The 12,470-nt window shown below is 77.1% G+C and carries 3 protein-coding genes; all 3 read right to left on the reverse strand.

Going from position 1 to position 12,470, the window contains the following annotated elements; translation table 11 throughout:
• Positions 1–97 precede the first annotated feature (97 nt).
• The 3 genes from V1J52_RS05075 to V1J52_RS05085 are packed head-to-tail and all read right to left on the reverse strand — an operon-like array spanning position 98 to position 12,470.
• Positions 98–1,105: a 3-deoxy-7-phosphoheptulonate synthase gene (locus V1J52_RS05075; RefSeq protein ID WP_330138373.1), complete on the reverse strand. Its 1,008-nt coding sequence runs from the start codon at positions 1,103–1,105 to the stop codon at positions 98–100.
• Positions 1,105–2,505, reverse strand: coding sequence for an MDR family MFS transporter (locus V1J52_RS05080; protein ID WP_330138374.1), 1,401 nt, complete (start codon positions 2,503–2,505; stop codon positions 1,105–1,107). The genes V1J52_RS05075 and V1J52_RS05080 overlap by 1 nt, the downstream gene beginning before the upstream one ends.
• Positions 2,502–12,470, reverse strand: a complete 9,969-nt coding sequence (locus tag V1J52_RS05085; RefSeq protein WP_330138375.1) for a non-ribosomal peptide synthetase — start codon at positions 12,468–12,470, stop codon at positions 2,502–2,504. Before V1J52_RS05085 ends, V1J52_RS05080 begins: the two co-directional genes overlap by 4 nt.

Genomic DNA, 12,470 nt, shown 5'->3' on the forward strand with positions numbered 1-12,470 from the left:
GGGCGCGTGCCCGCGCCCGACGTCCCCGGCCGGGCGGCCCGCCCGGGCCCGCTCGGTCGCTCCCGTCATCCTCTCCGTCCCTTCCGGTGCGCGGCGGCTAGCGGCGGCGGGCGGCCAGGGCCAGGGCGTCGAGCAGCGGGGCGGTGCGGGACCAGCCCAGGCAGGCGTCGGTGACGCTGAGGTCGGGGCGGAGCGGTCCGGCTCCGGGGTCCTGCCTGCCGTCGGACAGGTAGGACTCGATCATGACGCCCGCCAGGTCCCGGTCGCCGTCGGCGATCTGCCCGGCCAGGTCGGCGACGACGGCCGGCTGGCGGTTGTGGTCCTTGCCGCTGTTGCCGTGGGACGCGTCGACGACGACGCTCCCGGGCAGCCCGGCCGCCGTGAGGGCCGCGCGGGCCCGCGCGACGCCCGCCCGGTCGTAGTTGGGGGCCGGGCCGCCGCGCAGGACCAGGTGCGCGTCGGGGTTGCCGGTGCTGCGCGCGGCGGTGAGGCGGCCGTCGGGCGCGGTGACGGCGAGGGTGTGCGGGTGGGCGGCGGCCCGGACGGCGGCGACGGCGGTGTCCAGGCCGCCGGAGACGCAGTTCTTCATGCCCACCGGCATGGGCAGCCAGGAGGCCAGGTGCCGGTGGGGCTGGCTGGCGACGGTCCGGGCGCCGACGGCGCCCCACGCGACCGTGTCGCTCACGTACGGGGCGAGCGCCGGGTCGACGAACTCGTAGGCCAGGGGCAGGCCCGTCGCGGCGGCCCTGGTCAGGAAGGACCGGCCGAGGCGGAGCCCGGCGGCCAGGTCGCCCTGGTCGTCCAGCCCGGGGGCGGCCAGCAGGCCGGTCCACCCGGTGACGGTGCGGGGCTTCTCCAGGTAGGCGCGGAGCACGACGACGAGGTCGTCGGCCAGCCGCCGGGCGGCGGCGGCCAGGAGGTCCGCGTACTCCAGGGCGGCGGCCGGGTCGTGCACCGAGCAGGGGCCGACGACCACGAGCAGGCGCGGGTCCCGGCGGGCCAGGACGGCGGCGACGGTCTCGCGGTGCGTGGCGACGGCCCGCGCCGCCGCCGGGGGCAGCGGGTGGGCCGCGGTGAGGTCGGCCGGGGTGGGCAGTGGGCGCATCACGGCTTCCTCGCGTGGGTTCGGGGCAGCCTCGTGGCTCCGGCGGCGGCGACCAGGCAGAAGCCGAGCACCCACCAGAAGGTGTCGGCGAACGCCTGGGGGACGTCCGGGCCCCGGGCGGTCAGCCGGTCCTGGAGGACCACGGCGAGGGCCGCGGTGCCGACCGATCCGCCGACGGTGTTGAGGAGGCTCAGCGCTCCGGACGCGCGGGGCAGGTGCTCGGGTTCGATGCGGCTGTAGACGATGTTCATCACGGGCGCGCCGATCATGGCCATGCCCACGCCGCGCACCGCGAGCGCCGAGGCGAGGACGGCGTCCGGCGGGGTGTGGCCGAGCTGGGTGAACGGGACGGTGCCCGCGAGGATGAGCGCGATGCCGGTGACGACCAGCGTCCGGGGCGCGACCTTGTCGATGGTGCGGTTGACGAGCACCGACCCGGCCGCGGCGCCGAGCCCCTGCGGGGCGAGCAGCAGCCCGGCCTCCCAGGCCGACAGGCCGCGGCCGGACTGGAAGTACAGCGGAAGCAGGAACGTCGTGCCGAACACCGACGCGCCCAGGACGAGCAGCGCGACGGCGGCGGCGCCGAAGGGCGGCCGTCCGAACAGCCGCGGGTCGATCAGCGGGGCGCGGCGGGTGCGCAGCCCGTGCGCGGTGAACCCCGCCAGCATCGCCAGGCCCGCCGTCACGCCGATCGCGGCCGTGAGGTGACGGCCGTGCGCCACCTCGGTCAGCCCGAGCACGAGCACGGCCAGGCCGGGTGAGAGCAGCGCGGCTCCCCGGACGTCGAAGGCGGTGCGCCGCGCCGAGGGCGGCACCACGGGCACGTGGCGGCGGGCGAGCCAGATGGCCGCCGCGCCGACCGGCAGGTTGACCAGGAACAGCCACGGCCACGGCGCCACGCCGAGGATGGAGCCCCCGGCCAGCGGGCCGAGCACCGGCGACAGCAGCGGCACGACCGCGACGACGCTGATGACCCGTCCGGTGCGGCCCGGACCGGCGATGCGGGCCAGCAGGGCCTGCCCGGTGGGGGGCAGCAGTCCGCCGCCGAGGCCCTGCACCACCCGGAACACGATGAGGCTGGTCGCCGACCAGGCCAGCGCGCACAGCACCGAGCCGAGCAGGAACACGGCCACGGCGACCAGCCACGTCCGCCGTCCGCCGAACCGGTCGGCCAGCCAGCCGGACGCGGGCACGGCGGTGACGACGGCCAGCAGGTAGGCGGTGGTGACCCACTGGATCCCGGCGACGGAGGAGCCGAACTCGTCGGCCAGGGTGTCGATGCCGACGCTGACGATGGTGGCGTCCACCGTGGCCATGAAGGTGCCCAGGACCAGGATGAACGCGATCCGCAGCAGCGGCCCGTCCACCCGTTCGGCCGGCGGCGCGGCCGGCCCGCTCACCGGGGCTCCAGGAGGCCGCGCACGTCCTCGTCGAGGTAGCGGCCCAGGTCGCGGAGCAGGGCGAGCAGTTCCGCGGCGAGCCCGGAGGTGTCCACCCCGGCCCGGTGGGCGAGCACGCCGGTCCACCCGTCACCGTCCGGCATGACCGTGAGCGTCACCGGGTGGTGGGTGGCCTCGCGGAACCGGGTCCCGACGACCGTGAGCCCGGGGGCGGGCGCGCGGAGGCGCTCGGGGTCGACCGGGTAGTTCTCGAACACCACGAGGCTGTCGAACAGCCTGCGCCGTCCGGTGATCCGCTCCAGGTCGGGCAGGGCGGCGTGGTGGTGCTCGACCAGGGCCCGCTGCCGGGCCTGGAGGTCGGCCAGCGTGTCGGCGAGGGTGCCCGAGAGCCGTGCCCGGACGGGCACGGTGTTGGCCAGCAGCCCGATGATCTCCTCCACGCCCTCCAGCTCCGGCGGGCGGCAGGCGACCATGGCGCCGAAGCAGACGTCCGTGCGGCCGGAGCGCCGGGCGAGCAGCACCGCCCACGCGCCCTGCACCAGCGTGTTGCGGGTCAGGCCGCGCTGGGCGGCGAGGCGGCCCAGGCTCGTGACCAGCGCCGCGTCGAACGTGAGGACGGCGGGCTCCTGCCAGGCGGGGCCGATTTCGCCGCCGCCCAGGTAGTCCCCTTCGGGCAGGCCGTCGAGTTCGGCGGCCCAGGCGCCGAGGTCGGGCTCGTGCTCGGCGCGCCAGCGCAGGTAGCCGGCGAACGGCACGGGGGCGGGCAGGTCCGGGGCCTCGCCGCGGACGCGCGCGGTGTAGAGGGCGAACAGTTCGGTGAGGACGCGCGGGGCCGACCAGCCGTCGGTGAGCACGTGATGGCTGGTCAGGACCAGGTCGGCGCGCTCGGGTCCGTGCCGGACCACGGTCAGGCGCAGCAGCGGGCCCTCGGCCAGGTCGAACGGTTCGGCCAGGTCGGCCGCCAGCACCTCGTCGGCCGGTCCGTCCGTCACGCGGCAGTCCGGCCGGGGTGCCTGCGGGATCACCGCCAGGCCGGCGGGGAAGACGGCGCCCAGGTTGGGGTGGCGCTCCAGCAGGTCGCCGCCCGCGGCGTGCAGGGCCCCGGCGTCGAGCGGACCGGCGAGGGAGAACACCGACTGCACGGTGTAGGGGTCGGGGCGCTCGGTGCGCGAGTGCCGCAGCATCACCTCCTGGAGCGGGGTGAGCGGCTGCACCTCGGCGACGGGGCGGCCGTGGTCGAGCGCCCTGGCCTCCGGCGCGGCGGCGGTGCGCAGTAGCGCGGCGCGCAGGTGCCCGGCCAGTTCTTCGATGTCGGCGGCGGTGAACAGCGCCGAGGGCCACGTGAGGCGGACCCCGAGCGTGTCGTCGCGCACCAGGGCGTTGACCATGAGGCTGTACGGCAGGGGCAGCGCGTCGGTGCCGCCCGAGCCGAGCGGGTCGGCGTCCGGCGGCGCCTGCCACGGCGTCTCCCCGGCCGGGGCGCCGGGGAACCGCCCGAGGTAGTTCCAGGCGACCTCCGGGTGCACGGGCTCCAGGAGGCCCGCGGTGGTGAGGATGCCGTAGCCCAGGCCGTCGCCCTGGGCGCGCAGCCGCTCCCGGACGGCCTCCGGGTCGTCGCCCGTGTCGAGCCGCACGGGGTGGACGGCGGTGAACCAGCCGACGGTCTGGGACAGGTCGACCCGGGAGGGGCGGCCGTGGCTCTCCAGCGCGACGAGCAGTTCCGGCGTCCCGCGCCAGGCCCGCACCGCCTGGGCGAGCGCGGCGAGGAGCACCGCGTCCGGCGTGGTGCGGTAGGCGGTGGGCAGGGTCGTGGTAAGGGCGCGGGTCGAGGCGGCGTCGAGCCGGATCTCGTGGTGCGCCGCGGTGGCCGCGGTGTCCCGGGCGGGGTCGAGCGGCCCGGTGAGCGCCGGTGTGGCGCTCGTCCGCCGCCAGTGCGGGAGTTCGTCCCGCCGGTCGGCGTCGCGCAGCGAGCGCGCCCAGCCGAGGAACGACTGGCCGTGCCGGGTCAGCGTGCCGCCGCCGTGGGCGTGTTCGACGTCGTCCAGCAGGACCCGCCAGGACACCCCGTCGACGACGAGGTGGTGGGCGACCAGGATGAGCCTGCCCGGCCGTCCGGGACCGGCGTCCAGCCACACCGCGCGCAGCAGCGGACCGGTGCGCGGGTTGATCGCGGCGCGGGCCGCGGCGGTCTCGGCGTCGGCCTGGGCGCGCGGGTCGGCCGCCGCCGGTACCCGGGTGAGCACGTCGGCCGCCGTCACGGCGCCGGGCGGCGGGATGCGCAGCACGTCGTCGGCCAGGTGCGCGCGCAGCACGTCGTGGCGGGCCAGGACGGCGTCGATGACGGCCCGCCAGGTCCCCTCGTCGCCGCCCGGCGGGACGCAGACCTCCACCCACTGGCAGAACCCGTCGGCGGCGTCTCCCGCGCGGCGCAGCAGGTCCCGCATGACCGGGGTCAGCGGCGCGTCCCCGACCGCCGGGGCGGCGTCCGCGCCGAGGGCGCGGGCCCGCGCGGCGATCCCGGCGACCGTCCCCCCGTCGAAGACGTCCCGCGCGCTCAGGCCGAGCCCCAGGCGCCGGGACCGGGACACCACCTGGAGCGACACGATGCTGTCCCCGCCGATGGCGAAGAAGTCGTCGTCGGGGCCGATGGCGTCGGTGCCCAGGACGTCCCGGAGCACGCCGAGCAGCACGGCCTCGGCCCGGGTGGCGGGTTCCCGCCGCGCGGCGGCCTGGGGCCCGGGGGCGGGCAGGGCGGCGGCGTCCAGCTTCCCGCCGGGGCCCAGCGGCAGGCGGTCGATCGGCACGAAGACGGTCGGCACCATGTGGTCGGGCAGGGCGGCGGCCAGGTGGGCGCGGACGTCCGCGAGGTCGGGCTCCGCGCCGTCGGCGGGGATGACGTAGCCGACGAGCCTGCCCTCCCGCACGACGACGGCGCAGGCCCGCACGCCCGGGTGGCGGGTCAGGGTCGTCTCGATCTCGCCCAGCTCGACCCGGAAGCCGCGGATCTTGACCTGGTGGTCGGCGCGGCCGAGGAACACGAGCTGCCCGTCCGGCCGCCACCGCACCAGGTCGCCGGTGCGGTACATGCGCTCGCCCGGCGGCCCGAACGGGTCGGCCACGAACGCCGCGGCGGTCAGCCCGGGGCGGCCGACGTAGCCGCGGGCCAGGCTGGGACCGCCGAGGTACAGCTCACCGGTCACGCCGGTGCCGACGGGCTGGAGCCCGCCGTCCAGGACGTAGGCGCGGACGTTGGGGTCGGGGCGGCCGATCGGCAGCGGCCCGCCGTCGTCGGGGTCGTAGCGCCACGTCACGGCGTTGACGGTGGCCTCGGTGGGGCCGTAGGCGTTGAACAGCGCCCTGCGGCCCTCTCCCCAGCGCCGTGCCAGCTCCGGGTCGAGGCGTTCGGCGCCGACGACGAAGAACACGTCGGGGCCGACCGTGCGGTCGTCGGGCATGGCGGCCAGGAACGACGGCAGCAGGTTCACCCCGGTCACCCGGTGCTCGGCGATGTAGTCGAGCAGTTCGTCGCCGGGGACGCGCACCTCCTCGGGCGCGATCACGGACGTGCCGCCGGACAGCAGCGGCACCATCGTCTGCCAGAACGCGACGTCGAAGCCGGTCGACGCGAAGTGCAGGTACCGGTCGTGCTCGGTGACGCCGACGACGTCCTCCTGGAGCGCGATGAGGTCGGGCACGCCGCGGTGGGTGACGCCGACGCCCTTGGGCCTGCCGGTGGTGCCGGAGGTGTAGATGACGTAGGCGAGCGCGTCCTCGGTGAGCGCGGCGCGCGCGCCGGCCGGGTCGGTGTCCGGTGCGGAGGCGAGCGTGGCCGGGTCGTCCAGCCGCAGCACCGGGACGCCGCCTCCGGCGGGCAGCGCGGCGCCGGTCGTGACGGCGGCGGCCGGGGCGATGTCGTCGAGCATGTACGCCAGCCGCTCGCGCGGGTGGTCCGCGTCCATCGGCACGTACACCGCACCCGCCTTGGCCACGCCGAACAGCGCCACCGTCATCTCGACGTCGCGGCCGAGGAGCACCGCGACCGGGTCCTGGGGCCGGACCCCGCGCGCGATCAGCGCGTGGGCGAGCCGGTTGGCGCGGCGGTCCAGTTCGGCGTAGCTGAGGCTGCGGTCGCGGCAGACCAGCGCCTCGGCGTCGGGCTTGCGGCGCACCCAGGCGGCGAACTCCTCCAGCCAGTGGCCACGGGTGCGGGCGGGTGCGGCTCCGGCGCCGGTGCGCAGCATCCGGTCCCGCTCGTCCCCGTCGAGCAGGGGCAGCGCGAGGGCGGGCCGCCGCGGGTCGCCGGTGATCTCCCGCAGGAGGTGGTGCAGCCAGCGGCCGATGTCGCGCACGGCCGTCTCGGTGAAGGCGCGCGGCTGGTAGCCGAGGCCGACCGTGATCGCGTCGTCGGGGACCACGACGACGGTCAGCGCGTAGTGCGTGGCGTCGGTGATGTCCACCCGGGCGAGGTCGAGCCCGGGGGCGAGCGGGGTGTGCTTCCGGCTGGAGAGCGGGAAGTTCTCCATCACCAGCATCGTGTCGAAGAGTTCGCCGAGGCCGGCCGCGCGCTGGATCCCGGGCAGGCCGACGTGGTGGTGCTCGGCCAGGGCGGCGCTCTCGGCGTGCACGCGCGCCAGCAGGTCGTGCACGCGCTCGTCCTGGGTGTGCCTCACCCGTACCGGGATCGTGGTGCCGAGCTGGCCGATCATCGCCGCGACGCCGGGGACCTCGGCGGGCCGTCCCGAGACCGGGCAGCCGAACACGACGTCGCGGCGTCCGGTGAGCCTGCCCAGCAGCAGGCCCCAGGCCGTCTGGAACACGGTGGACAGGGTGACGCCGCGCTCGCGGGCGAACGCGCGCAGCCGGTCGCTGAACTCCCGGCCCAGGTCCACGCGCACGCGGCCGGGCCGTTCGACGCCGCTCCCGGCGCTCGCGGGCGCCAGCCGCGTCGCGTCGTCGACTCCGGCCAGCGCCTCCCGCCACGCGGCCAGTGACGCGTCCCGGTCCCGGGCGGCGAGCCAGCGGAAGTACTCCGGCAGCGGCGGGGCGGCCGGTGCGGCGGGGCCGCCGCCCAGTTCGGCGTAGAGGGCCAGCAGGGCGCGGCCGACCAGCGGCATCGACCAGCCGTCGAGCAGCGCGTGGTGGTTGGTGATCACGAGTCTGTGCTCGGCGGGGCCGACGCGGGAGAGCAGGAAGCGGATCAGCGGCGGCCTCGCCGGGTCGAACGGGCGCCGCAGTTCGTCCTGGGCGGCCTCGGCGAACCGGTCGTCCCGCCGCCATTCGAGCGTGACGTCGTCGGGGACGACCTGCACCACGTCGTCCCCGGTCTGGGCCAGGTACACGCGCAGGGCGGGGTGGCGGCGCAGGAGTTCCCGGGCGGCCTTCGCCATCCGGTCCGCGTCCAGCTCGCCGACCAGGGTCGTCACGGCCTGGACGGCGTAGACGTCGGTGTCGTGGTCGTCGCGGAGCAGGGTGTGGAAGGACAGCCCGACCTGGAGCGGGGTGGCGGGCAGGACGTCGGCGACGCGGCCGGCCGTCTCCAGGGCGTCGATGGCGGCCTGGTCGAGGGCGACGAGCGGCAGGTCGCTGGGGGTGAGCCCGCCGGGGGCGCTGCGCGCGTGCCCGGCCAGCGTCTCCAGCGCCGCGGTCCAGGCGCGCTGGAGCGCCGCCACGGCCTCGCGGCCGAGCACCTCCGCCGCGGCCGTCCACTCGACGGCGAGCCGGGGCGCGTCCTCCTCGTGGACGAAGCAGTTGAGGGCCAGCACCTGTTCGAGGGCCTTGGCGCCGGGTTCGGTCACCGAGAAGGCGTCGCGTTCCGGCAGGCGCCAGCCGGTGCCGGGCGGCGGGGTGAACCGGCCCAGGTAGTTCAGCAGCACGTCCGGCGGCGGCAGGGCCCTCAGCCGGGCACCGGCCACCGGGTCGAGGTGGCGCAGGACACCGTAGCCGAGGCCGCCGCCGGGAACGCCGCGCTTGGCCTCCTTGGCCGCGCGCAGCACCTGCCGCACGTCCCCGGCGGCGGGGACGCGGACCGGGTACTCGCTGGTGAACCAGCCGACCGTGCCGGACAGGTCGAGGTGTTCGCGGCCGTGGCCCTCCATCGTGACGGTCACCGCGCCGCCGGACGCGTCCCGCTCGCGCAGCGTGAGCACGAGCGCGGCGAGGAGCACCTCGTCGACGCCGGCCCGGTAGGCTGCGGGCAGCGTCGTGAGCAGCGCCTCGGTGACCTCGGGGGAGGCGACGGTGACGGAGCGGTGCGCGGTGGCGGCGGTGTCCCGGCTCGGGTCCAGCGGCCGGGCGCCCAGCCGGGACGCGGTCTCCAGCGCGGTGTGCCAGTGGCTCAGTTCCCCCCGGAAGGCGCCCGACTCCCCCTGCTCGGCGAGGAGCAGCGCGTGCCGACGCCAGGACGTGCCGCCGGCCGTGAGGGTGCCGCCGGTGCAGGCCGTGTGCAGGTCGGGCAGCAGGACCCGCCAGGACACGCCGTCCACGGCGAGGTGGTGCGCGACGAGGACGAGCCGGTCCGCCTCCCCGGCGCGGGTGCGCACCAGGGCCGCTCGCAGCAGGTCGCCGGAGCGCGGGTCGAGTTCCCCCGCCAGCCGCTCGGCGAGCGCCGTGACGTCCGCCTCGCGGGTCTCTTCGACGACGGCCCGCACCGTGCCCCTGGGCAGGACCTCCAGGCCGTCGCCGTCCGCCCGCAGCCGCAGCGCGTCGTGCCGGTCGAGCAGGGCCTGCACGCCCGTGGCCAGGTCGGCGTGGGCCAGCGCGCCGACGTGCAGGGCGGTCCACTGCGCGTACGAGGCGACGGCGTCCACGTCCGGGTGTGGGTCGAGCAGGGCGCGCACGATGGGCGGCGCGGGCACCGGGCCCACCGGGTCGTCGGCCGGCTCGTCGGCCTCCTTGAGCGCTGTGGCCGCGGCGGCCAGGGCGGCGAAGCTGCGGCGGGCCAGCAGGTCCCGGGGCCGCAGTCCGAGGCCGCTGGCCCGCAGCCTGCTGCTGACGGTGATCGCGGTGATGCTGTCCCCGCCGAGGGCGAAGAAGTCGTCGTCCACGCTGACGCGTTCGAGTTCGAAGACCTCGGCGAGGGCCGCGCACAGCAGCCGTTCCCGCTCGGTTCCGGGCTCCCGCCCGCCGCCGGCGGCGGCGGGCGCGGGCAGGGCGGCGCGGTCGAGCTTGCTGTTGGGCGTGAGCGGCAGCGCGTCCAGCACCACCACCGTCGCGGGCACCATGTGCTCGGGCAGCCGCTCGGCGAGGTGGGCGCGCACCGCGTCCCCGGTGACGGAGGCGGACACGACGTACCCGGCCAGCCGGGAGGAGCGCAGGACGGCGGCGGCCGCGGTGACGCCGGGCACCGCGCCGAGCGCGGCCTCGACCTCGCCCGTCTCCACCCGGTGGCCGCGCACCTTGACCTGCCCGTCGCCGCGGCCGAGGTAGGACAGGCCGCGTCCGGGCACCCAGCGGGCCAGGTCGCCGGTGCGGTACATCCGCTCCCCCGGCGCGCCGAACGGGTCGGCGACGAACCGCTCGGCGGTGGCCCCGGGCCTGCCGAGGTAGCCGCGGGCCAGGTGCGGCCCGGCCAGGTACAGCTCGCCCGCCGTGCCGTGCGGCACCGGTTGCAGGGCGCTGTCCAGGACGTAGGTGCGGGTGCCCGCGAGCGGGTGGCCGATGACCGGTTCGTCACCGGTGATGCGCGCGGTGGTGCTGTCCACGGACGCCTCGGTCGGCCCGTACACGTTGCGCGCGGTGACCTGCGAACCGGCGATCCGCCGCCACAGCGCGGGCGGCACGGCCTCCCCGCCGAGGACCAGCAGCGTCGGCCGCAGGTCCAGCAGGCCGCCGTCGAGCAGCGGTGCGGCCATCGACGGCGTGGTGTCGACGACGTCGATGCCGTCGCGGGCGAACGCGGCGAGCAGGGCGTCGGCGTCGCGGGCCGTCCCGGCGTCGTAGACGTGCAGTTCATGCCCGCACAGCAGCCACACCAGGTGCTCGAAGGCGGAGTCGAAGGCGAAGGAGTAGGTGTGGGCGGCGCGCAGCGGCCTGCCCGCGGCGCCCTCGGCCTCCGCGACGACCGTGGAGCGCTGGTGGTGCAGCAGGGCCGCGAGCCCGCCCGCCCTGCCGAGCACGCCCTTGGGGCGTCCGGTCGATCCGGAGGTGTGGATTACGTAGGCGAGGTGGTCGGGGTGGCGGGGCGCGGACAGTTCGTCCGCCTTCAGCGGTGCGCAGGAGAGCCCGGCCGCCTCCGCGAGCAGGGTCTCCCACGGCAGTCCGTCGACCGTGCTGTCGGTCAGCACCAGCGCGGGGCGGGCGTCGTCCGTCAGGTCGCGCAGCCGCCCGGGCGGGTACGCGGTGTCCAGGGGCAGGAACGCGGCGCCCGCGTCGAGGACCGCCAGCAGGGCGGTCACGAGGCCGGCCGAGCGGGGCAGGGCCAGCGCCACGACGTCGTCGGCACCGATGCCCCTCGCCCGCAGCGCGCGGGCCAGCCGGTGCACCCGGCCGGCCAGTTCCGCCGCGGTCAGCCGCTCCCCGCCGCACACCAGGGCGGTGCGCCCGGGGTGGGCGGCGGCCATGGCGTCGAACGCGGCCGGCACGTCCGGCGGTGTGCCGGGCAGGGCCGGCGGCGACCAGTCGGCGAGCAGCCGGCCGGTGTCCTTCGCCAGGGCGATCCGTCCCACGGGCAGGCCGTCGGTCAGCCCGGCCAGCAGGGTCCGCAGGCCGCTCAGCCTGCCGTCGACGGCGGCCTGGTCGCCCGTCCGGGCGTCGACCTCGAAGCCGAGCAGCAGCCCGCCGTCGCGGGTCGGCAGGACGCTGAGGCCCATGTCCTCCGGCGGTCCGCCCGCGACGTTGCGCAGCACGCCGGTGGCCCCGGCGAAGTCGATCGCCAGGTCGAACGCCTTGAGGTTGATGCCCCGGCCGTGCAGCAGCGCGCCCGCGCCGGGCACGCCGAGGTCGCGCGGCAGGTCCTCGCCGCGGTAGCGCTGGTGGTCGCGCATCTCGCGCATGGCGGCGGCGACGCGTCGGCTCAGGTCCCCGAGCCGGTCCCCGGCCTCCACCGTCACCCGCAGGGGCAGCACGTTGACCGCCATGCCCGGGGTGCGCAGCTCGGCCGAGCCCGCGCGGCACATCAGCGGCAGCGCGAACACCACGTCGCAGCGGCCGAGGACGCGGTGCAGGAACGCGGCGTAGCAGGCGATCAGCGCCTCGCCCCAGGTGACGCCCTCCCGGTCGGCGAAGGCGCGCAGGCGGGCCGTCTCGTCCGGGGTGACGACGGCGCGGGCGGTCAGGGTGTGCTCGGGCGGTCCGGCGGCGGTGTCCGCGTCGCCGAGGTCGGGCAGCGGGGTGAACCGGTCCACCCAGTACGCGCGGTCCTCGGCGAACCGGTCGCTGTCCCGGTAGGCCCGGTCGGCGGCGACGAGACCGGCGAACGTGCCGAACGTCGGCTTCGGCGGCTCGGTGCCGCGCACCAGCGCGGTGTAGCGGGCGGCGGTGCGGCGGGCGAGCATCGCGGCGGTGTAGCCGTCGAAGACCAGGTGGTGGCCGAGCTGGGTGTACCAGACCTCGCGGTCGGACAGCCGGATGACGGTGCGCGCGTACAGGGGCCGGCCGGTCATCCCCCGGCACGCCTGCGCCACCCGCGCCCGCTCTGCGTCGACGAGCGCGTGGGCCGCGGCCACGGGGTCGGCCTCGCCGCTGACGTCGGCCACCTCGGGCCGGGGCACGGGCTCGTCGCTGACCGCCTGGCGCGGCCCGGACGGGGTGTCGTACACCCGCAGCCGCAGCGTCTCGGCCTCCTCGGTGGTCGCGCGGACGGCCTCGGCCAGCGCCCCGGCGTCGACCGGCTCGTCGCCGGATATCTCCACCACGTCGCCGACCAGGTAGTACGGCGAGTCGGGTTCGAGGCGCTGCGCGTTCCAGATGCCCAGCTGGGCGCTGGTCAGGGCGAGCATTCCGTCCGTGGACACCGTTGCGGTGTTCAA

The sequence above is a fragment of the Streptomyces solitudinis genome, from assembly GCF_036323765.1.
Classification (GTDB): domain Bacteria; phylum Actinomycetota; class Actinomycetes; order Streptomycetales; family Streptomycetaceae; genus Streptomyces.

Excerpts from the sequence above, each read along its gene's own strand:
- V1J52_RS05075 (WP_330138373.1), bottom strand. The coding sequence starts at position 1,105 with ATGCGCCCACTGCCCACCCCGGCCGACCTCACCGCGGCCCACCCGCTG.